The 20,914-nt window shown below is 33.2% G+C and carries 21 protein-coding genes and 1 pseudogene; 7 read left to right on the top strand and 15 right to left on the bottom strand.

The annotated features are described in order from the left end of the window. The first annotated feature begins 8 nt into the window (after nucleotides 1-8). Nucleotides 9-1,373 carry an oxygen-independent coproporphyrinogen III oxidase gene (gene hemN, locus RMR09_RS04210; RefSeq protein WP_310594560.1) on the top strand — a complete coding sequence of 455 codons (1,365 nt, stop codon included), beginning with the start codon at nucleotides 9-11 and terminating at the stop codon, nucleotides 1,371-1,373. A 54-nt stretch (nucleotides 1,374-1,427) separates the two neighbouring features. Here hemN and RMR09_RS04205 read toward each other — a convergent pair whose 3' ends face one another. From RMR09_RS04205 to RMR09_RS04165, 9 genes are all read right to left on the bottom strand, one after another. After that, nucleotides 1,428-1,658 (bottom strand): DUF465 domain-containing protein, encoded by a 231-nt coding sequence (locus RMR09_RS04205; protein ID WP_310594559.1) that lies wholly within the window; start codon nucleotides 1,656-1,658, stop codon nucleotides 1,428-1,430. 30 nt (nucleotides 1,659-1,688) lie between these two features. After that, the gene (locus RMR09_RS04200) at nucleotides 1,689-2,390 is read right to left on the bottom strand and encodes a sulfite exporter TauE/SafE family protein (RefSeq protein ID WP_310594558.1); all 702 of its coding nucleotides are present in this window, start codon (nucleotides 2,388-2,390) and stop codon (nucleotides 1,689-1,691) included. 6 nt (nucleotides 2,391-2,396) lie between these two features. After that, entirely contained in the window at nucleotides 2,397-2,846 is a 450-nt protein-coding gene (locus RMR09_RS04195; protein ID WP_310594557.1) for a FixH family protein, read from the bottom strand. Between the two features lie 21 nt (nucleotides 2,847-2,867). Beyond that, nucleotides 2,868-4,286 carry a cytochrome c oxidase accessory protein CcoG gene (gene ccoG / locus RMR09_RS04190; RefSeq protein ID WP_310594556.1) on the bottom strand — a complete coding sequence of 473 codons (1,419 nt, stop codon included), beginning with the start codon at nucleotides 4,284-4,286 and terminating at the stop codon, nucleotides 2,868-2,870. A gap of 59 nt (nucleotides 4,287-4,345) precedes the next feature. Next, the gene (locus RMR09_RS04185) at nucleotides 4,346-5,245 is read right to left on the bottom strand and encodes a cbb3-type cytochrome c oxidase N-terminal domain-containing protein (protein ID WP_310594555.1); all 900 of its coding nucleotides are present in this window, start codon (nucleotides 5,243-5,245) and stop codon (nucleotides 4,346-4,348) included. 19 nt (nucleotides 5,246-5,264) lie between these two features. Continuing rightward, complete coding sequence (locus tag RMR09_RS04180) at nucleotides 5,265-5,420, bottom strand: CcoQ/FixQ family Cbb3-type cytochrome c oxidase assembly chaperone (RefSeq protein ID WP_409070954.1); 156 nt, start codon at nucleotides 5,418-5,420, stop codon at nucleotides 5,265-5,267. Nucleotides 5,421-5,455: 35 nt separating this feature from the next. Further along, nucleotides 5,456-7,633, bottom strand: a complete 2,178-nt coding sequence (ccoN, locus tag RMR09_RS04175; protein WP_310594553.1) for a cytochrome-c oxidase, cbb3-type subunit I — start codon at nucleotides 7,631-7,633, stop codon at nucleotides 5,456-5,458. A 2-nt stretch (nucleotides 7,634-7,635) separates the two neighbouring features. Further along, a complete protein-coding gene (gene ccoS, locus RMR09_RS04170) occupies nucleotides 7,636-7,827 on the bottom strand; it encodes a cbb3-type cytochrome oxidase assembly protein CcoS (protein WP_310594552.1) in 192 nt (63 codons plus the stop codon). A gap of 111 nt (nucleotides 7,828-7,938) precedes the next feature. Further along, nucleotides 7,939-10,320, bottom strand: coding sequence for a heavy metal translocating P-type ATPase metal-binding domain-containing protein (locus RMR09_RS04165; protein WP_310594551.1), 2,382 nt, complete (start codon nucleotides 10,318-10,320; stop codon nucleotides 7,939-7,941). Nucleotides 10,321-10,433: 113 nt separating this feature from the next. Between RMR09_RS04165 and RMR09_RS04160 the strand changes: the two genes are divergently transcribed. Then, nucleotides 10,434-11,114 carry a Crp/Fnr family transcriptional regulator gene (locus RMR09_RS04160; RefSeq protein ID WP_310594550.1) on the top strand — a complete coding sequence of 227 codons (681 nt, stop codon included), beginning with the start codon at nucleotides 10,434-10,436 and terminating at the stop codon, nucleotides 11,112-11,114. Between the two features lie 3 nt (nucleotides 11,115-11,117). On the opposite strand, the gene mazG is transcribed toward RMR09_RS04160, so the two are convergent. The 3 genes from mazG to def all read right to left on the bottom strand — a co-directional run bounded on the left by mazG (nucleotide 11,118) and on the right by def (nucleotide 13,037). Continuing rightward, nucleotides 11,118-11,891 carry a nucleoside triphosphate pyrophosphohydrolase gene (mazG, locus tag RMR09_RS04155; protein WP_310594549.1) on the bottom strand — a complete coding sequence of 258 codons (774 nt, stop codon included), beginning with the start codon at nucleotides 11,889-11,891 and terminating at the stop codon, nucleotides 11,118-11,120. A gap of 80 nt (nucleotides 11,892-11,971) precedes the next feature. Further along, entirely contained in the window at nucleotides 11,972-12,430 is a 459-nt protein-coding gene (locus tag RMR09_RS04150) for a DUF5606 domain-containing protein (RefSeq protein ID WP_310594548.1), read from the bottom strand. 19 nt (nucleotides 12,431-12,449) lie between these two features. After that, nucleotides 12,450-13,037, bottom strand: a complete 588-nt coding sequence (gene def / locus RMR09_RS04145) for a peptide deformylase (protein WP_310594547.1) — start codon at nucleotides 13,035-13,037, stop codon at nucleotides 12,450-12,452. 246 nt (nucleotides 13,038-13,283) lie between these two features. Between def and RMR09_RS04140 the strand changes: the two are divergent. Then, nucleotides 13,284-14,396, top strand: a pseudogene (locus tag RMR09_RS04140) (C10 family peptidase). 27 nt (nucleotides 14,397-14,423) lie between these two features. Then, the gene (locus RMR09_RS04135) at nucleotides 14,424-14,888 is read left to right on the top strand and encodes a hypothetical protein (RefSeq protein WP_310594546.1); all 465 of its coding nucleotides are present in this window, start codon (nucleotides 14,424-14,426) and stop codon (nucleotides 14,886-14,888) included. A gap of 60 nt (nucleotides 14,889-14,948) precedes the next feature. On the opposite strand, the gene RMR09_RS04130 is transcribed toward RMR09_RS04135, so the two are convergent. Together RMR09_RS04130 and ruvX are read right to left on the bottom strand one after the other, a co-directional pair. Beyond that, complete coding sequence (locus RMR09_RS04130) at nucleotides 14,949-16,442, bottom strand: malate:quinone oxidoreductase (RefSeq protein WP_310594545.1); 1,494 nt, start codon at nucleotides 16,440-16,442, stop codon at nucleotides 14,949-14,951. Between the two features lie 123 nt (nucleotides 16,443-16,565). Further along, complete coding sequence (gene ruvX / locus RMR09_RS04125; protein WP_310594544.1) at nucleotides 16,566-16,982, bottom strand: Holliday junction resolvase RuvX; 417 nt, start codon at nucleotides 16,980-16,982, stop codon at nucleotides 16,566-16,568. Nucleotides 16,983-17,146: 164 nt separating this feature from the next. Between ruvX and RMR09_RS04120 the strand changes: the two genes are divergently transcribed. From RMR09_RS04120 to RMR09_RS04110, 3 genes are read left to right on the top strand one after another with little or no spacing between them, the layout of a single operon-like run. Next, entirely contained in the window at nucleotides 17,147-17,962 is an 816-nt protein-coding gene (locus RMR09_RS04120) for a 2,3,4,5-tetrahydropyridine-2,6-dicarboxylate N-succinyltransferase (RefSeq protein WP_310594543.1), read from the top strand. Between the two features lie 10 nt (nucleotides 17,963-17,972). Continuing rightward, on the top strand, nucleotides 17,973-19,058 hold the full coding sequence (locus RMR09_RS04115) for a glycosyltransferase family 9 protein (RefSeq protein WP_310594542.1): 1,086 nt from the start codon (nucleotides 17,973-17,975) through the stop codon (nucleotides 19,056-19,058). Continuing rightward, nucleotides 19,049-20,167 (top strand): glycosyltransferase family 1 protein, encoded by a 1,119-nt coding sequence (locus tag RMR09_RS04110; RefSeq protein WP_310594541.1) that lies wholly within the window; start codon nucleotides 19,049-19,051, stop codon nucleotides 20,165-20,167. Before RMR09_RS04115 ends, RMR09_RS04110 begins: the two co-directional genes overlap by 10 nt. A gap of 3 nt (nucleotides 20,168-20,170) precedes the next feature. On the opposite strand, the gene RMR09_RS04105 is transcribed toward RMR09_RS04110, so the two are convergent. Further along, a complete protein-coding gene (locus tag RMR09_RS04105; protein WP_310594540.1) occupies nucleotides 20,171-20,899 on the bottom strand; it encodes a lipopolysaccharide kinase InaA family protein in 729 nt (242 codons plus the stop codon). Nucleotides 20,900-20,914 lie beyond the last annotated feature (15 nt).

The following is a 20,914-nucleotide window of genomic DNA, read 5'->3' as shown; positions in this document are numbered from 1 at the left end:
GATGTATTATGACTAATTCGCTATTACAAAAATACAATGTTCCCGGCCCTAGATACACGAGCTATCCTACAGTCCCGTATTGGAATGAGCGTGATTTTACTTATGCCATTTGGTTAGAAACACTCCGAAAATCATTCATCGAGAGTAATTCAACCGAAGGTATCAGTTTATATATTCATTTGCCATTTTGCGAAAGCATGTGTACTTTTTGCGGATGCAATAAACGCATTACCAAGAACCACGAAGTAGAACATCCTTACATTCAAGCGATTTTGAAAGAATGGGCTTTGTATTGTGACATTCTTGACGAAAGACCAAATATTAAAGAAATTCATTTGGGCGGAGGAACTCCAACTTTCTTCTCTTCTGAAAACTTAGAAGCTTTAATCCTTGGGATTTTGGCGAAAGCAGATAAAGCTCCTGATTATGAATTTAGTTTTGAAGGACATCCTAACAACACTACTAGAGAACAATTACAGCAACTCTATGATTTAGGTTTTAGACGCGTGAGTTTTGGCGTTCAAGATTATTCAGAAAAAGTACAGAAAGCCATTCATCGTATTCAACCGTTTTTGAACGTTGCCAAAGTAACTTTATGGGCAAGAGAAATTGGTTATACTTCCATAGGACACGATATAATTTTTGGTCTACCTTTTCAAGAAAAAGAAGATGTAATTGACACTATTGAAAAAACCAAGTCGTTACAACCCGACCGATTGGCGTTTTACAGCTATGCACACGTGCCTTGGATAAAAGGAAATGGACAACGTGGATTCAATGACGAGGATATCCCAAAAGACGATAAAAAAAGAGAATTATACGAAACAGGGAAGCAATTACTTTATGAAAACGACTATCACGAAATTGGGATGGATCATTTTGCTTTGACCTCTGATAGTTTATTCCAATCCTTTGAGGTTGGTAAACTTCACCGCAATTTTATGGGATATAGTTCCTCTAAAACTCAATTAATGATTGGGCTAGGCGTTTCTTCCATAAGTGATAGTTGGTATAGTTTTGCACAAAATGTAAAAACAATAGAAGAGTATTACCAAATTTTAGATACTAATCAAATCCCTGTTTTTAGAGGTCATTTATTGACCGATGAAGATTTAACTATTAGAAGACATATTCTGAATTTAATGTGCCAATTTGAAACCACTTGGAGCAATAAAAAAGATTACTTTAATGAGATTCCTGAAATTGTATTGCAATTGAAAGAAATGGAAAAAGATGGTTTAGTTCATTTTATACCGGATGGAATTCAAGTAACAGAGGCAGGTAAACCTTTTGTTCGGAATATCTGCATGGCATTTGATTTGCTATTAAAACGAAAAGCTCCTGACACCGCATTATTTTCGATGACTATTTAGGATAACAAAAAAGCACACTTTTCAGTGTGCTTTTTTGCTATAGCTAGCTGTTAACTAACTTTTAATTATCGAAACTAATTCATCTTTCATAAATAGTAGATTTGCCTTTAGCTGATGTAACTGCTCATCTGTAACAGTTTCTACTCCTGTATTGATTCGGTGAATTTCATGTTCTAACTCGTGATACTCATCAAATACTTTTCTGAAATGTGCATTTTCCAATTTCAACTGATGAATTCTATCTTGGTACTCTGGCAACTCGTGTAATAAATCGTGTCTTTCCATTTTTATATCAATTTTAAATTTTATTCATTTCTAATGACAATTGGGTGTTTCTTGTACAAATAAACTGGTATTAGCTGGTGAAATATAAGGTATCCCTAGGCCTAATCCACGTAGAATAAATAAAATACCGATAGCTACTCCAACATACGGAATTGCTTTTTGAACTTTATTGCGAAATGAAAGTGTCATAAAAGAATTGAGATAGGTAACACTACTCATCATAGGAACCGTACCTAATCCAAATAATACCATATACAAAATTCCAAAAGGTACGCTTTGCATTGCAATGGCTCCAAATAGCGCCACATATACCATCCCACAAGGCAAAAAACCATTCAATAACCCAATAGTAAATAACGATTGATAACTTTTATTTCTAAACTGTTTTCCTAAAGTTGTTTTAATCTTTGAAATTAATCGGAATACGGGTTTTGAAAAATTATACTTTGCTAAAACACTTTCGGGTGTCAGTATGGTAATTATCATAGCTATACCAATAAATAGGGATAATTTTTGTTGAATTCCTGCAAGGAAAAATCCTTTTCCTACCAAGCCAAAAAGTAATCCAATAGAAGCATACGCAGATAAACGACCTAAATGATAGGTAATGATTTGGGTTGTTTTTTTGGTTGGGTTGGCTCTATCTACAGGAATCATCATAGCAATAGGACCGCACATTCCAATGCAATGCAAACTACTGATTAAACCAAAAATGAAAGCCGAATACAACATACTATTCTAATTAATATAAATCGTTTCTTTAGTTAAATACGATTTCCCTTCGTATTGCCATTCCATATTAATATCCCAACGGCCACCTACCAAACTTTTTTTAGGTATGAGCAAAGTTGGACTAGAAATCGAAATTGGAACTTCGAAATCTAATTTTTTGTTAGATGGTCTGTAAAGGGATACATTTCCTTTTATTTTATTGGGAACAAAAGTATCTGGAAATGTAATTACAACACCTTCTGGAGTTACAACTACCTTTGGTTTATCTGCCAAATCCTGTGCGTTTTGACTGCGTTGCATTTCTTTTCCAAATTGTGCATCGTGTTTGTAATATTCCTCAACTACCAAATCATTATCGTATTTTGAATTGGATTGTACCTCAAATACAAAATACAAGATAAATGCCATGAATAGTGCAAATGCAATTACAATACCTGTTCCCCAATTGATTTTCATTGTCTTTTTGTTTTAAATTAATTAATCGAAACTTCTTGGACTTAAAAAATTAGTCGTGGCTGTTTCAATTTTTGTATCTCCGTTATACACTTCTATTTCTAATTTAGTTTTGTCGGTTTCTAACAGATATTGATTGATTTCAATAAATAAGGTTCCGCCATTCATCCCTTGTCTTGGTACTTTAAAATCTTGTTGTCCTACTACTTTCAAACTTCCTTTAATACCCACTAATTTAAAGTGAATATCCTTAAACTCATCATTGGTTTTATTAATGATTTTGAACGTGTACACATTGCTAATATTGTCTCCTTTGTGTTGGTACAACTGACCTGGCAATCGGAGAATTGAAGCTTCCACATCGGTTCTTAAGAATAATAAACCTGTCAATACTCCAACCAAAATGACTAAAACAGCAGAATAGCCTTTCATTCTAGCAGTAAATACAAACTTGGATTTCTTTTCGATTTCGTCTTCAGAAGCGTACCGAATCAAACCTTTTGGTAAACCAACACTTTCCATTATGGTATCACATTCATCAATACAAGCGGTACAGTTTACACACTCTAATTGTGTCCCATTCCGAATATCAATTCCTGTTGGACAAACATGAATACATTGATGACAATCAATACAATCGCCTTTTCCTGTTGTGGCGCGGTCTTCATTTTTGTTGAATTTAGCTCTTCCAGATTCTTTTTCGCCTCGAACAAAATCATAGGCTACATTAATCGATTTGTTATCCAAAAGTACACCTTGCAATCTTCCGTAAGGACAAGCGATAATACAAACTTGTTCTCTAAACCAAACAAAAACAAAGTAAAATACTCCTGTAAAAATGAGCAACGCAATTAAAGTGCTTAAATGACTTTCGGGACCATCTTCAATCATTTTGAATAATTCGTCACTACTAATCAAGTATGCCAAAAATACATTGGCAATGAAAAACGAAATAATTAAAAATACGAACCATTTCAATCCTTTTTTTCTGATTTTTTCGGCATTCCATTCTTGTTTACTCAATCGGATTTGCGCTCCTCTATCGCCTTCTATCCAAAACTCTATTCGACGAAAAACCATTTCTAAGAAAATCGTTTGTGGACAAATCCAGCCACAAAAAATTCGCCCAAAAATGACGGTGAAAAGAATAACAAATACAACCCCAACAATCATGAACATCACAAACAAATAAAAATCTTGTGGCCAAAATGGAAATCCAAAAATATTAAAACGACGTTCTAATACATTGAACATCATAAATTGGTTACCATTCACTTTAATAAATGGATTGGCAATTAGAATAGTCAATAAAAAATAACTTACCCATTTTCTATATTCATAGAATTTTCCCGAAGGTTTTTTAGGAAAAATAAATTTTCTATGTCCGGTCTCATCAATAGTTCCGATACTGTCTCTGAAAGATTCGTCTGGCAAATTTGACATGGTATTGTAATTTTAAAAGACCAATTTCAAAATCGAAATTGGTCTTTTAGTTAGTGCTATTATTTTGCAGGTGCTGCAGTGGCTTCTTCTACCCAAATTTCACCATCTGGTGCTTTTGGATCTTTTGGATTACTTCCTTTCAAAGAGATAACATAACTAGCTACTTTTTGAATTTCTTTAGGTTTCAAAGTCCCTTTCCAAGCAATCATTCCTTTACCATCTCGACCACCATTAGTTATAGTATGGAACAAATTTTTAATTCCTCCACCTAAAATCCAATGATCATCCGTCAAGTTAGGTCCAATTTGACCTCCTGCATCGGCTCTATGACAAGCCACACAATTAGTAGTAAAAATGGTTTTCCCTTCAGCTAATGCAGCGTCATCAGTTAATAACGTTACTGTTTTTTCGTCCATTAAATCGGGAGCCGTTTTCATGTACTCAGCCACTTCAATCTTAGCCTGAGCCATTTCTTTCTTCAATTCCATTTCTTGGTTATCAGCGCCCAATATTTCAAAACGAATCAAATAAATAGCTGCAAAACCAATACAAGCATAGAATAAATAAATCCACCAAGGTGGTAAATTATTGTCTAATTCTTTAATTCCATCATAATCATGATCCAATAAAAGTTGTCCTTCATTTTCAATTGGTTCTGATTTAGTCAAAGCTTTCATCATTTTAGCATACCATTGACTGTCTTTAAAGCCAATTTGAGAAACTTCTTCTAATTTTGCTTTTTGCTCTTCAGTTAACAACTGATAAGTGATTTTATCAATCGCGCTTATCGTAACTTCTATGGCTATTAAAAGAAATAGAAACACGAATAAGAAAACAGAAACCATTGGAAACTTGATAAAAGCAGGTCTATCTCCAGAGTCAATAAAAAACTCCATTGCACCAAAAACAGCAAAGAAGATAAGAGGAACTCTTACATATACGGGGATTAATTTTTTCATTTTTAAAAAGTTTAAAAAATTATAATGATTGATTGTCATTCAATGGAATTTGGCTCATCTCTTCGATTTTTTCTTTCTTATAAGAGAAAACCCAAAGAGCTAATCCTACAAAAAATAAAAAGAAAATTAACAATGATAGTATTGGATAAATCGCAACTCCCGCGATGGTTTCCATATTATGTTTTATTTGTTCAAACATGGCGTACTCTATTATTTTTTTACTTTAATATCCGTCCCTAGTCGTTGAATATAAGCAATCAAAGCAATGATTTCTCTTTCGTTCATTGGAACAAATTTTTCACCTTTTGCTGCTGCTTTTTTCTTGCTATCCTCATAACTTTTTACAAAGTCAGGATCGTTTTTCAAGCTCTCTTCAATCTGAATTGCTTGAGTTCTCAAGTCTTTTGTTGCATTGGCTACTTGAGCTGGAGAATAAGGTACTCCAAGAGTAACCATAGCTTCCATTTTCTTTTGAGTCTTAGAAATATCCATTACCTCATTATCAAATAACCATTTGTATCCTGGCATAATAGATCCTGCAGATATACTTTGCGGATTCCAAAAGTGATTAAAATGCCAATTGTCATTGTATTTTCCACCAACTCTTAACAAGTCTGGTCCTGTACGTTTTGACCCCCAAAGGAATGGATGATCGTATACAAATTCTCCTGCCTTAGATTGTGGTCCATAACGTTCTACTTCACTACGGAAAGGACGAACTGATTGTGAGTGACAACCTACACATCCCTCACGAATATATAAATCACGACCTTCTAATTCAAGAGGTGTATAGGGTTTTACGCTAGCAATAGTAGGAATATTTGATTTCACCATAATCGTCGGTACGATTTGGATAATACCTCCAATTAAAATAGCTACAGTCGCTAAAATGGTCAATTGAATAGGTTTTCTTTCCAACCAAGGGTGGAATTTTTCGCCTTTTAATCTTCCACTACTGATTTGTTGTAATTCAGGTGCTTCTGCTAATTCATCCTCAATAGGTTGCCCCACTCGTACTGTTTGAATAATGTTATATACTAATACTAACATTCCTGTAAGATACATAGTCCCTCCAACTGCTCTCATCCAATACATTGGCATAATTTGAGTTACCGTTTCCAAGAAGTTCCCGTAAGTTAAAGTTCCGTCTGGATTAAATTGTTTCCACATAGAAGCTTGTAAGAAACCTGCAACATACATTGGAAGTGCATATAATATAATCCCTAAGGTTCCAATCCAAAAGTGGAAGTTAGCTAGTTTAGTAGAATACAATGCCGTTTTAGTCATTCTTGGGATTAACCAATAAATCATCCCAAATGCCATAAATCCGTTCCAAGCTAAAGCTCCAACGTGAACGTGAGCAATAATCCAATCTGTATAATGCGCAATGGCATTTACATTTTTAAGAGATAACATTGGTCCTTCAAAAGTAGCCATACCATAACCTGTAATAGCCACTACGAAGAATTTCAATACGGGTTCAACCCTAACTTTGTCCCAAACTCCTCTAAGTGTCAACAAACCGTTAATCATACCTCCCCAAGATGGAGCAATTAACATCACTGAGAATACAACTCCTAAGTTTTGTGCCCAAGTTGGTAATGCTGAATACAATAAATGGTGTGGTCCAGCCCAGATATAGATAAAAATTAAAGACCAAAAGTGAACAATAGAAAGTCGATACGAATACACCGGACGATTAGCCGCTTTAGGAACAAAATAATACATCAAACCTAAGAATGGTGTAGTCAAGAAGAAAGCTACTGCATTATGTCCGTACCACCATTGTACCAAAGCATCTTGAACTCCTGCATAAACAGAATAACTTTTCATTGCAGAAATTGGCAATTCCAAACTATTGAAAATATGCAATACTGCAACTGTTACAAATGTGGCCAAGTAAAACCAAATAGCAACATACAAATGACGCTCTCTTCTTTTTATAATGGTTCCAATCATATTAATTCCAAAAACAACCCAAATTAAGGCAATTGCAATATCAATTGGCCATTCTAATTCGGCATATTCTTTTGAAGTACTAAACCCTAACGGTAAAGAAACGGCTGCAGCAACAATAATTAATTGCCAACCCCAAAAGTTTAAGTTACTCAAAAAGTCGCTAAACATTCTTGCCTTTAACAATCGTTGCAGTGAATAATAAACCCCCGCAAACATGGCATTACCCACGAAAGCAAAAATAACTGCATTAGTATGTAAAGGTCTCAATCTACCAAAACTCAACCACGAAATTCCGTCGGTGATATTGGGAAAAAGAAACATAATAGCTAGAATAAGTCCAACTAACATTCCCACCACACCAAAAACAATGGTTGCGTAAAGGAATTTCTTTACAATTTTGTTGTCGTAATAAAATTGTTGAATTTCCATAATTAAATTTGTTTTTCTTCTGTTGTTTGTACTGATTTATTTGAGGTTATTTTAAGCTCATCGTCAAAAAGCATTCTGACAGATGGCGTGTAATCATCATCGTATTGTCCTGTTTTTACTGCACGTATAAAAGCAATAAAAAAACCTATGGCTACTAGGATACTAATCGATATTAATAAATAAATGACACTCATACCTTAAAATTATGTTAACAAAGTTAGTTGTAGCAGTTCTCAAAAAATATGACATTTATCATACTTATTCTTTTCTATTAAATTTAATCAAAAAAAGAATGCAAAATACTTTTATTTTCTATCCACTCTTTTGGCATAATAGTTACTCATCAAGGTCACAAAACTCACTATCGTAATGGTACTCAAGGGCATAATGATTGCTGCCACAAGAGGTAATAAGTTTCCAGTAACCGCAAAAGTAAGTCCGACAACATTATATAGTAATGACAATGTAAAACTCATTTTGATCGTGGTTATCGCCTTTTTAGCAAGCTTTAAGAACGAATGAAGCTCTTGAAAAACACTCGCATCTAAAATGGCATCACAAGCCGGAGAAAAAACATTGACATTTTCTGAAATAGAAATCCCTACATTACTTTGTGCCAAAGCGCCAGCATCGTTCAATCCATCACCCACCATCATTACATTTTGTCCTTGTTCTTGTAAGTTTTTAATGAATGCCAATTTTTGTTCTGGTTTTTGGTTGAAAATTAATTCGGTTCCTTTGGGTAATAGTTGTTCCAAAGCATCCCGTTCCCCTTCGTTATCACCAGACAGAATTTTTATAGTATACTGTTGACTCAAATTAGCAAATAGTGTTGCTAATCCTTCTCTGTATTGATTATTGAAAACATATTTCCCTAAATACGTTTCGTTAATTTTAATATGAACCGAAGTGTTTTGAATTACATTTTCTTCTGACAATCCTACGAAAGAGGCGGAACCTAATTGAATGGCAATTTCGCTTATTTGAGCCTGAATTCCTTTTCCTGTAATTTCGTCAAAAGCACTTACTTTAAGTTTTTTGGTTTCAGGCAAAAAATCATACAACATTCGACTCAAAGGATGATTCGAAGCTCGAAGTACATTTTTTATAACAATTAATTCGTCCTCAGAAAGTGGTTGCCCTTCATACGAAATATTTGATTTTTTATTGGTCGTAATAGTTCCCGTTTTATCAAAAACAATGGTATTTACTTTGGCTAACTGTTCGATAACCAAAGCGTTTTTGAGATAAAATTTCTTCTTACCAAGAATTCGCAAAATATTACCAAAAGTAAAAGGAGCTGTCAATGCCAATGCACAAGGACAGGCCACAATCAACACTGCAGTAAACACATTGAACGCCGTATTGGCATCTTTAAAAATCCAATACCCAAATCCTGCAAAAGCGATTAAAAGTAAAATGGGTGTGAAATAACGCGAAATTTGGTCGGTGATGGTTTTGTGTTTTTGTTCCACATTTTTTTGGAACACATCGTTACTCCAGAGCTGCGTCAAATAACTTTGAGAAACCGAGTGCAACACTTCCATTTCAATCATCTTACCTATTTGCTTTCCGCCTGCAAATACTTTGTCCCCTGATTTTTTAGTAATCGGAATAGCTTCACCTGTAACAAAACTATAATCAATTTCGGCTGTTTCTGAAATCAAAATGCCATCCACTGGAATTAATTCTTGATTTCGAATCAATAATCGGTCGCCTTTTTCTATATCATAAATAGGCACACTTTCTTCTGAATCCCCTTGGATTCGAGTAATAGCAATAGGAAAATAGGATTTAAAATCGCGTTCAAAGCTCAAGAAGCTATAGGTTTTGATTTGGAACATTTTCCCTAAAAGCATAAAGAAAACTAAGCCTGTCAAACTATCAAAAAATCCAGACCCATAATCCATCACAATGTCTACGGTACTTCGCACAAACATCACAATAATTCCTAAAGCAATTGGAATATCAATGTTGAGCATCTTGGATTTAATGCTTTTGTAAGCCGAAACATAATAACCACTTGCAGAGTATAAAAAACTAGGCAATGACAAAGCAAAAATCAACCAACGGAAAAACCCGCGGTATTGGTCCAACCAATATTCTTTTACCTCAAAATATTCTGGAAAAGAAAGCAACATGATATTTCCAAAACAAAAGAATGCCACGCCTATTTTATAAGTCAAACTTCTGTCTACGTTATTTGAGCCTGCTTCGTAGTTTTCTAAACTAATATAAGGTTCGTAGCCAATAGCGCTCAATAAATAGACAATCTCTTTAAGCGAAACTTGTTCTGGTTTGTACGTAATTCGGACTTTTTTCTCTGGAAAATTAACTTGAGAGCTACTTATACCCTCTTGAAGACGCTGTAAATTTTCCAGAATCCAAATACACGAGCTACAATGTATATGAGGAATGTTAAGTGAAACAATAGCGGTTGCATTCTCTTCGAATTCCAACAATTTTGAAACAATACTTTCATTATCTAAAAAATCATATTTACCATTAATATCTTGCGGACTAGCTCCAGGAGATTTCTCAAAATCATAATAACAAGTCATGTCATTGAGGCTAAAAATTTCGTACACTGTTTTACAACCCGTGCAACAAAATGTTTTGTCATCAAAAACAATCTCCTCTGATTTTACAATATCTAAACCGCAATGGAAACAATTTTGTGTATCCATACTCTTTGCTCATTTTACCTGTGACAAATGTCACTCTTTGTTAGCATTAAAAATATGACATTTGTCATAATAATCATTAAATTTGTAGTTCAATAAAGTCCCTACTTCGTATTATGAGTAAATGTGAACAATGTATTGTTAGAGAATTCAGCTCTTTGAAGGCCTTAAATAAAGACGAATTAGTCAAATTGTCTGAATGTAAGGAATCCTACACTATCAAAAAAGGCGATGTCATTTTTGAAGAAGGAGAAACTATCAATGGCATTTATTGCATTAAAGACGGGGTGTGCAAATTATCAAAGCTAAGTACCAATGGTAAAGACCACATTGTAAAACTGATAAAAAAGGGAGAGTTATTAGGGCAACGTTCTATTATTAGTGACGAACCCGTGAATCTGAGCGCTGTTGCCTTAGAAGATATGGAAGTGTGTTTTATTCCGAGAACTGAAGTAATGGGATTTTTTGATAAAAACAATCAGTTTTCTATGAATGTCATGAAAACCATTTGTGGCGACTTAAAAGAAGCCGACGACCATTCAGTTACTATGGCACAAAAAACGGTAAAAGAACGCCTCGCCGAAACCTTGTTGTATCTAGCCGATACCTTTGGAAAAAACGAAGATGAAAGTCTAAAAGTCCAATTATCTAGAGAAGAACTCGCCAGTATGATAGGCACCGCTACCGAAAGCTGTATTCGTTTACTTTCTGATTTCAACAAACTAGGTTTAATTGAGTTAGCTGGTAAAAAAATTACACTCAAAGAAATCGGGAAATTGAAAAAAATGGCGGAGTAATTTTTATAATTTTTTTGCCTCATTCCAAAACACATCCATTTCAGCCAAAGTCATATCCATTAAAGGTTTACCAAGTTCTACAGCTTTAGTTTCTAAGTATTGAAAACGGGAAATGAATTTTTTATTGGTGCGTTCCAAAGCATCTTCGGGGTTGATGTTTAAAAAACGGGCATAGTTAATCATAGAAAATAATACATCGCCAAATTCAGCTTCCATTTTATCTTGATTACCATCAGCTATCTCAACTTGCAATTCTTGTAATTCTTCTTGTACTTTATCCCAAACTTGATGTGGCTCCTCCCAATCAAATCCCACTCCTTTTACCTTATCTTGAATTCGGCTCGCTTTGACTAAAGCCGGTAACCCTTTCGGCACCCCCTCTAAAACGGATTTTTTTCCTTCTTTCAATTTGAGTTTTTCCCAGTTTTGTTTTACCTCTTCTTCATCTTTCACTTCGACATCTCCATAAATATGAGGATGGCGATAAATGAGTTTTTCGCAAATTTCATTGCACACATCAGCCATATCAAAATCTTGAGTTTCACTTCCTATTTTGGCATAAAAAACAATGTGCAACAACAAATCCCCCAATTCTTTTTTGACTTCAGTCAAATTATTATCCAAAATCGCATCACCTAATTCATAGGTTTCTTCAATAGTAAGATGACGTAATGTTTGAAGAGTTTGTTTTTTGTCCCAAGGACATTTTTCACGCAAATCATCCATGATAGTTAACAATCGATCGAAAGCCTGAAGTTGTGATTCTCTTGAGTTCATTTTGAAATTAGGTTTTGGTAAAAATAAAAAAATCCTGCTAAGGAATTACTTCAGCAGGATTAAATATAGGTTAAAAACAATTACGCTTTAGTAGCTTTTGCTTTTTTAGGTTTTTCTTCGGTAACAGATTCTTCTTTGCTTGATGCTTTAGGAGCTTCATCATTGACTAATCCTTTAGCTTGAAGTAAATTGTACCAATTCAATATTTTTTTGATATCAGAACCATATACTCGTTCTTCATCATAATCAGGTAAAATTTCTTTGAAGTAAGCAGCTAAAGTTGCAGCATCTTCTTTATGAGAAATTGCAGGACCATTTTTTTCTTTTTTAGCAATCGTATTTAATATTTCAGCTAAAGGTTTTTCAGCTTCATATGTGTAAATCGAAATTTCTGACAGCAAACTTACATTCGCTTTTAAATTTACCGTGATTTTTTTACCATCCAATAATGACTCGGCTACAAAACCTGTACGTGTTTGAATTTTTAATTCGTATAAACCTGGTTTACCAGAAATTGCTAATATTTTTTCAATATTCATTGTATAAATTTTAATTTAATTATCTTCCTTTTTTACCAAAGAATTTCATTCTATATTCTTGAAATGTCTTTCCTTCGATGATATTTTTTAATTTTTTCTGAATCAAACGTTTTTTCAAAGAGGAGATTTTATCTGTAAATAAAATACCTTCAATATGATCGTATTCGTGTTGAATTACTCTGGCTATTAGTCCGTCAAAAACTTCCGTTTTCATAACAAAATCTTCTTCACAATATTCTATTGTGACTACTGGATTTCGGTACACGTCCTCACGAACATCTGGAATACTTAAACAACCTTCGTTAAAGCTCCATTCTTCACCTTCTTCTTTTAGAATTTTAGCATTGATAAAAGTACGTTTGAAACCATTCATCTTTTTTTGATCCGCTTCAGACATATCCTCATCATCACTAAAAGGAGTGGTGTCAATCACAAACAAACGAATAGGCAATCCTACTTGTGGCGCTGCTAATCCAACCCCATAAGCATTGTACATAGTATCGTACATATTGGCTATCGTTTCTTTCAAATTAGGATAATCAGGCGTAATTGCCTCTCCTACTTTCCTTAAAACGGGATCACCATAACCTATAATTGGTAAAATCATTTTTGTTGTATTACGTATTATCTATTATGAATTAAGTGATTTTTTCTCTTAATTTCGAGTGCAAAAATAGTAAAAATAGAGCGTGTTTTAATCGGATTAAATAATTAATTTATTTTTAAGTTAAGAGAGTTTAATAAGAGTAAAAATTAGATTTATTTACATAGACATAAATATAGTGAAATGTTAAATATTTTGTTTTATTTTTAGTAATTTTAATCTTAAATATTTTTATTTAATTCAAAAAAAATGAAAAAACTAATCTTAACAGTATTAACTATTATTTTATTTTCTTGTAATAGAAATGACGAAAATATAATTGATTTAAAATCTAATACAAACCATTTTATTAGTCAAAAGAGTGTAGAAAATTTATTGAAAAATTCAACTTTTAAAACAGTTTTCTATAAATCGAAGACAACTGGCAAAATTATTAACAAACAGATTGAAGAAATAGAATCTGTAACAAGCGGTAAAAATATTGTTTATTATATTGTGAACTATAAAAGTGGAGGATATTTAATTATTGCTGCAGATGACAGAATAAATCCAATTCTTGCAATGTCAGAAACTAATAGTTTTGATTATGACAAGGCAAAACAACAAAATGGAATTAGTTTTTGGCTTGAAGAACAGGCTAATGCTGTAAATTATGTTAGAAATGAAAATATTGAACAACCAATTGAAATTAGAAATGCTTGGAATAGCTTATCCAGTATTGTATCGCCAGATCCTACATCAGGATCTACTACAACATATATAAATGCTCTTCTCTCTACCACTTGGGGGCAAGGAGCAACATATAATGACTTCACTCCTATTGGAACTTGTGGCACCCATACACTCACTGGATGTGTTGCCACTGCAATGGCACAAGTGTTAAAATTTAATCAATATTCAAATACAAATAATTATAACTGGTCAATGATGCCAGATTCTTATGGAACTAGCGAAACTTCGAGACTTATGTCTGACATTGGAATTGCTGTTTATATGCAATACGGATGCTTTGTTTCTGGCGCATATGACGACTACATTCCTTATGGGTTTTCTCATTTTGGATATACTAATGTAAGAAAAACAAATAGTTCTATTAGGAACTGGATTGTAAATGATTTATCTCTTAATTGACCAGTGATCTTGTGTGGTGGAGGTAATGGAGAAAGACATTGTTGGGTATGTGATGGAAACTATTACCATTCTGAATGGAACGAAAACGGTGGGTGGTCAGTAGAATTATTCCACATGAATTGGGGATGGGACGGAGCTTTTAACGATTACTTTTTATTATCAAATTTAAGCCCCGTTTCAAATTACAATTTTAATAGTAATCTTATTTTATTTTACGGTATTCATCATTAGTTCAACTTTAATAAAAATTATAGATTTATGAAAAATTCAATTCTTTTATTAATTATACTTGTTACATCCCTAAGTTGTACAAGTAGTGATAAAGTTATAAATATGAACAATAGCACAATCGATACCGCTATATATGTATATTTAAATAATTCAGACGGAGTAAATATAATTGGCACTACTAATTTTAATAATGAATCAATTAAAGTATCCTACGTAGCACCTGCTCCCTCAAACAAAAAATTTTACTATTTAGATACTGATATACAAGGGCGTAAGTTTGTGAAAATTTTATTGAATTCAGGCTCCGAAAATTCAATGGAAAATACTACAACTGAAACTATTATCGAATGGAATTCTATTAATTCGGATATATTTAAAGCTGAAATTATTAAAAATAAAGCTGAAAATTATATAGGTATAGGAAAAGTATATTTAAATAACCAGTTAGTTTGTCCAGATAGAGATCATAGAATTATTACAATAATTAAATAATAATAAAATAAAAAAGCATCAAAATACTATTTCGATGCTTTTAAATTCTGTATCATTGATTTAGTTCAATTTCAATGTTTCAGCGGTGTTTTTTCTAACTTCAGCTAATAAGTCTGCATTAAAATTCAAAGCTTGTCCATACGAAGGAATCATTACTTTTAATTTAGACTGCCATTCCTTAGAATCCATTTTGTCTTTGAAACATTTTTGTACCACGTCTAACATTACTGTTACCGCAGTAGAAGCTCCTGGAGAGGCTCCTAATAAAACGGATAAAGTTCCATCATTAGTGGTAATTACTTCAGTTCCAAACTCCAAAATCCCACCTTCTTTTTCGTCTTTTTTAATTACTTGAACTCGTTGACCAGCGCGCTCTAACTTCCAATCTTTAGATCTTGCATTAGGAACATATTCGCGTAATGCATCCATTCTGTCTTTTGGTTTTTGACGTACTTGCTCAATCAAATACTTGGTAAGCGGTATATTTTTTATTCCTGCAATTACCATTGGAATAATATTATCTGTCTTGATAGACAATGGCAAATCTGAATACGATCCGTTTTTAAGAAAACGTGTAGAGAATCCAGCAAAAGGACCAAAAAGCAATTGTTTTTCGCCATTAATCATTCTAGAATCAATATGAGGAACTGACATCGGCGGAGCGCCAACGCTTGCTTTACCATATACTTTAGCTTCGTGTTTAGCAATCACTTCAGGATTGGTACATTTTAACCATTGTCCACTTACAGGGAATCCACCATATCCTTTTCCTTCCTGGATATTGGCATTTTCTAATAACGGCAATGAACCACCACCAGCACCTATAAAAATAAATTTTGGGTACACTCTTCTTTTTTGATTGGTGGTTAAATCTCTGACTTTGATTCGCCAAGAACTATCTTTTCTTTGTTTCAATTTTCTAACCTCATTATTGAAATGCATACTCACCCCTTCTAACGATTGTAGGTAGTTGAACATACTACGAGTTAGTTCGCCAAAATTAACATCGGTTCCAATATCCATTTTAGTCGCTGCCATTGGTTCAGTAAGATCTCTACCTTCCATCACTAAAGGCATCCATTCTTGAAGTGCTGAAAATTCAGTACTAAAATCCATTTCTTTAAATAACGGATTGGATTGTAAAACTTCAAATCTCTTTTTCAGGTAGGCAACATTTTTTTCTCCCCAAACAAAACTAAGATGAGGAACACTTTTTATAAAATTTTCAGGAGAAACTACTTTGTTTTGTTGCACTAAATACGCCCAAAACTGTCTTGACACCTCAAAAGATTCAGCAATACTAATGGCTTTTTTAGGACTAATTGATCCATCAGCTGCTTCTGGTGTATAGTTCAATTCACAAAAAGCAGAATGACCCGTTCCAGCGTTATTCCAAGCATCAGAACTTTCGCAAGCAGCATTATCTAATCTTTCGTATATTTCAATAGTTAAATTAGGTTGTAATTCTTTCAAAATTACTCCAAGAGTGGCACTCATAATTCCAGCACCTATAAGGATTACATCAGGATTGGTTCGAATTGTAGTATCGGACATGGCTCTAAAATTTTAAGGTGCAAATATACTCCTTAATAATGCAAAAATCATTATAAAATTATAACAAATTTCAAGCTAAACGTAAGAAAACAAACAGATTATTAGTAGGCTAAAAAATCTAGTTTAAAACATTTTTCTAGTTAAATAATCTTGTAACATTATTGTGGCCGAAATCTCGTCAATTAGCCCTTTGTCTTGGCGTTTCTTTTTACTCAAACCACTATCAATCATCGATTGGAATGCCATTTTAGAAGTAAATCGCTCATCTACCCGAATGACTTTCATGTCTGGAAAATGATTGGTAAAATGAGTCACAAAGCCTTTAATAATAGAAGCACTTTCAGATGGCTGTCCGTTCATTTGCTTTGGTTCACCAATGAGTACCGCTTCTACATTTTCTTTTTCAAAATAGGCTTTCAAAAAAGTAATCGCTGTTGCCGAAGGAATTGTTGTCAATCCTGAAGCAATAATTTGCAACTCATCAGTAACTGCAATTCCTGTACGTTTTTGTCCGTAATCTATAGCGAGTATTCTTGGCATCAACTTATTTCTTAAATTATAGTGTGTAAATTTACTAATAATCAATATATACCAAAGCAATTATATCTCACAAATAAAATATAAAGTTCGAATTGTTTGAACCAAATTCAACTTTTGACAATTGCACAAAAAAACTATCTTTGTAAAAAATTAATACTACTATAATGAATTCATTACAAACAACAATAGAACAAGCTTGGGAAAACAGAGCTTTATTACAAGAAACTACTACAACTGATGCTATTAGAGAAGTTATCGAATTACTAGATGCTGGAAAATTAAGAGTTGCTGAGCCTAAAGGTGATAGTTGGCAAGTAAACGAATGGGTAAAGAAAGCAGTAGTAATGTACTTTCCTATTCAAAAAATGGAAACTTGGGAAGCTGGAATTTTTGAATACCATGACAAAATGGAATTGAAAAGAAACTATGCCGAAAAAGGAGTACGTGTGGTTCCTGGAGCATCTGCTCGTTATGGTTCATACATCTCAAGTGGAGTTATCATGATGCCAAGTTATGTAAATATTGGTGCTTATGTTGATGAAGGAACAATGGTTGATACTTGGGCTACAGTAGGAAGTTGTGCTCAAATAGGTAAAGATGTTCACTTGAGTGGAGGAGTTGGAATTGGAGGGGTTTTAGAGCCTTTACAAGCTGCTCCAGTAATTATTGAAGACGGTGCTTTCATAGGTTCTCGTTGTATTGTAGTAGAAGGAGTTCATGTTGGTAAAGAAGCGGTTCTTGGAGCTAACGTATGTTTAACTGCATCTACCAAAATTATTGACGTAACTGGAGATGAGCCAAAAGAAATGAAAGGATTTGTTCCTGCACGTTCTGTGGTAATTCCTGGAAGTTACACTAAAAAATTCGCTGCCGGAGAATTCCAAGTGCCATGTGCTTTGATTATTGGAACTCGTAAACCTTCTACTGATTTAAAAACGTCATTGAACAATGCGTTGAGAGAATACGACGTAGCAGTATAAATATCTTATTTTGACAAAAAATAAAATCCTTGTAATCCAAAAAAAACGTATTGGTGATGTTCTCACCAGTACGATTTTATTGGAAGCATTACGAGAAAAATTTCCAGAATACGAACTTCATTATTTGATTTACGAAAATAGTGTTGCTGTAGTCGAAAACAACCCATTCGTTGATAAAATTATTATCATGAATGAAAAGGATCGTAAAAACAAATTAGGCTTTTTTAAGTTTTTATTTCAAATACGAAAAGAAAATTACGAGATAGTTGTAGACGCTTATGGTAAACCGAATAGCGTAATCCTAGGTTGGTTTTCGGGAGCTAAAAAAACCATCACTTTTGATAAAATATACTCCAAATTACTATACACACATCCTATAAAACGAAATCAAACTTCATTTTCAAATGCAACCAAAGCAATTGAGCATAGAATGAGATTGTTATCACCATTGGGCATTGATTTTAAAGTAATAAAGCCCAAAATATTCATTACAGAAAACGAAATTAGTACTGCTAAATCAAAGTTAGAAAAAGCTGGAATAACACTTTCAAAACCTCTTGTGATGATTAGTGCTATTGGCAGTAATGATAGTAAAACGTATCCAATAGCCTACATGGCAAAAGTAATTGATACAATTGCTGATGAAAATGATATTCAGATTCTGTTTAATTATTTTCCATTTCAAAAAGAAGAAGCCCGTCAGTTGTACTTATTGTGTACACCCGAAACTCAGGCTAAAATCAATTTCGATTTTTATGAAGATAATCTGAGGGACTTTCTTGCTATCACTTCACTTTGCAAAGCACTCATTGGGAATGAAGGTGGCGCTACGAATATGGCAAAAGCATTAAACATCCCTACTTTTACAATTTTCTCTCCATTAGTAATAAAAAATGACTGGAATATGTTTGAAGATGGAAAGCAAAACATTTCTGTACACGTAAAAGATTTTGAATCAAAATTACCATCTACTGCTATTGACGATTTAATTAAAACCAAAGAATATAAAAAACTACAATCCGTTTTTACCCCCGAATTATTTGAAGATCAATTAATCAATTTTATTACTTTAAACGATATCAAAGGATGCAAATAGGATTTGAAGCAAAACGCGTTTTTTATAATAAAACAGGATTAGGTAATTACAGTCGGGATTTGATTCGGATTGTATCAGACTGTTTTCCTGAAAACAAGTATTTTCTTTACAATCCAAAGAAATCAAAAGAAACTCTTTTTGTTCCAAACGAAACCAACGTTTTTGAAAAAAATCCTCGAACTGCTTTTTATAAAAAATACTATAATCTCTGGAGACAAAGAGGTGTTGTAGCTGATTTAGAAAAAGATCAAATACGAATATTTCATGGTCTTTCAGGAGAATTACCATCTGGACTACAGTCAAAAGGAATTAAATCAATTGTAACCATTCACGATTTAATTTTCATACGATACCCTCACTTATATTCTTTTTTTGACAGAAAAATCCATTATCTCAAATTTAAAAAAGCAACCCGAAATGCCGATTTAATTCTAGCAATAAGTGAGCAAACCAAATTGGATACTATTCAATTTCTTGGGGTTGATCCATCAAAAATCAAAGTGATTTATCAAGGATGTAACGCTGTTTTTAAAACTTATTTTTCAGACGAATCTAAAAAAGAAGTAGCAGAAAAATACCAACTCCCTGAAAAATTCGTACTAAATGTGGGAACTATTGAAGAGCGAAAAAACGCTTTAACTATTGTAAAAGCAATCAAAAACTTAGACGTAAGTTTAGTTTTAATTGGAAAAGAAACCAAATATACAGCTCAAATCCACAACTATATAAAAATCAACAATTTAGAAAACAGGGTGCATTTCCTTAAAAATGTATCAGCAGAAGAATTAGCTATTATTTATCAATTGGCAAGCGTCTTTGTCTATCCTTCTATATTCGAAGGATTTGGAATTCCTATTATCGAAGCACTATTTTCAAAAACACCTGTGATAACCAATAAAAATGGTGTTTTTCCAGAAGCAGGAGGACCTTCATCATTGTATATTGAACCGTTTGATGTGGATGATTTAGAACAAAAAATTAATCAAGTGCTTACTGATGCAACTTTATCTAAAAATATGAGAGAAAAAGGATTTGAATTTGCACAAAAATTCAATGATGAGCTCATTGCACAACAAATTATAAGTTGCTACAAAGAATTGTCAAAGTAAGATTTATTTCAACTTTAATTTTTTCTTCAATGCTTGTTTTCTTCTGAAGAAATCATAAAACTTAGTCGTTTCTTCCCATAACCCATTTGCTATTTCGGTTTCGGATTTCAGCTTATAATATTTAGAATATTCATTAGCAATTATAGCTGCAATTTCTTTTTGAGGACCTAATTTTCTCATATTATACATTCTAGTCTGGAATGGCATGTCATGATGAAACTTCATTCGATTCAAGTCTACTAAAAAAAAGTGATAATTACCCTCTTCATCTACTTTGACTAATGAATTTCCTTGGGAATGGTCTAAAAATTCTATTCCTTTTTCGTGCAACTGAAAACTAAATTTAGCAATTCCCCTAATTAGTTTGTCACGATCTAATCCTGGCGAATCACGAAAAAGACTAGTGTAAAGAAAATCGGGATTTAAATGTTCACATATATAATAACTATCCTTTAAACCTAACCAATTTGAATTTTCATGATACGCAATCGGCCTTGGTGTTCCAATCCCCTTTTCTAATAATATTGAAGCATTTTCAAAAGAACGTCTTGCCTTTGATTTTCTGATATATTTATAGATAAAACCTTTAATAAACGAAGGAATCTTAAACGATTTAATGTTAATAATTCCTCCTTTATAGTCAAAGATTTTTATTTTATTTCTTTTGCCTACAAAACAATCTTCGCCAAGAGATTCAAAATTATTGATAATATGAAACAGTTCTTCGTTCATAAACAGGATTTAATT

It is taken from the genome of Flavobacterium sp., assembly GCF_031537875.1.
Classification (GTDB): Bacteria; Bacteroidota; Bacteroidia; order Flavobacteriales; family Flavobacteriaceae; genus Flavobacterium.
This window is presented reverse-complemented; position numbering and strand designations above follow the sequence as displayed.

What these genes read in the sequence shown, in the direction of transcription:
- RMR09_RS04205 (WP_310594559.1), bottom strand. Translation starts at nt 1,658, where the DNA reads ATGGAAAGACACGATTTATTACACGAGTTGCCAGAGTACCAAGATAGA.
- RMR09_RS04130 (WP_310594545.1), bottom strand. Translation starts at nt 16,442, where the DNA reads ATGTCCGATACTACAATTCGAACCAATCCTGATGTAATCCTTATAGGT.
- RMR09_RS04165 (WP_310594551.1), bottom strand. Translation starts at nt 10,320, where the DNA reads ATGGATACACAAAATTGTTTCCATTGCGGTTTAGATATTGTAAAATCA.
- RMR09_RS04185 (WP_310594555.1), bottom strand. Translation starts at nt 5,245, where the DNA reads ATGAAAAAATTAATCCCCGTATATGTAAGAGTTCCTCTTATCTTCTTT.
- RMR09_RS04195 (WP_310594557.1), bottom strand. Translation starts at nt 2,846, where the DNA reads ATGAAAATCAATTGGGGAACAGGTATTGTAATTGCATTTGCACTATTC.
- RMR09_RS04180 (WP_409070954.1), bottom strand. Translation starts at nt 5,420, where the DNA reads ATGGAAACCATCGCGGGAGTTGCGATTTATCCAATACTATCATTGTTA.
- RMR09_RS04150 (WP_310594548.1), bottom strand. Translation starts at nt 12,430, where the DNA reads ATGAATATTGAAAAAATATTAGCAATTTCTGGTAAACCAGGTTTATAC.
- RMR09_RS04135 (WP_310594546.1), top strand. Translation starts at nt 14,424, where the DNA reads ATGAAAAATTCAATTCTTTTATTAATTATACTTGTTACATCCCTAAGT.
- def (WP_310594547.1), bottom strand. Translation starts at nt 13,037, where the DNA reads ATGATTTTACCAATTATAGGTTATGGTGATCCCGTTTTAAGGAAAGTA.
- ruvX (WP_310594544.1), bottom strand. Translation starts at nt 16,982, where the DNA reads ATGCCAAGAATACTCGCTATAGATTACGGACAAAAACGTACAGGAATT.
- RMR09_RS04105 (WP_310594540.1), bottom strand. Translation starts at nt 20,899, where the DNA reads ATGAACGAAGAACTGTTTCATATTATCAATAATTTTGAATCTCTTGGC.
- RMR09_RS04160 (WP_310594550.1), top strand. Translation starts at nt 10,434, where the DNA reads ATGAGTAAATGTGAACAATGTATTGTTAGAGAATTCAGCTCTTTGAAG.
- ccoN (WP_310594553.1), bottom strand. Translation starts at nt 7,633, where the DNA reads ATGGAAATTCAACAATTTTATTACGACAACAAAATTGTAAAGAAATTC.
- mazG (WP_310594549.1), bottom strand. Translation starts at nt 11,891, where the DNA reads ATGAACTCAAGAGAATCACAACTTCAGGCTTTCGATCGATTGTTAACT.
- RMR09_RS04110 (WP_310594541.1), top strand. Translation starts at nt 19,049, where the DNA reads ATGCAAATAGGATTTGAAGCAAAACGCGTTTTTTATAATAAAACAGGA.
- ccoG (WP_310594556.1), bottom strand. Translation starts at nt 4,286, where the DNA reads ATGTCAAATTTGCCAGACGAATCTTTCAGAGACAGTATCGGAACTATT.
- RMR09_RS04200 (WP_310594558.1), bottom strand. Translation starts at nt 2,390, where the DNA reads ATGTTGTATTCGGCTTTCATTTTTGGTTTAATCAGTAGTTTGCATTGC.
- ccoS (WP_310594552.1), bottom strand. Translation starts at nt 7,827, where the DNA reads ATGAGTGTCATTTATTTATTAATATCGATTAGTATCCTAGTAGCCATA.
- RMR09_RS04120 (WP_310594543.1), top strand. Translation starts at nt 17,147, where the DNA reads ATGAATTCATTACAAACAACAATAGAACAAGCTTGGGAAAACAGAGCT.
- hemN (WP_310594560.1), top strand. Translation starts at nt 9, where the DNA reads ATGACTAATTCGCTATTACAAAAATACAATGTTCCCGGCCCTAGATAC.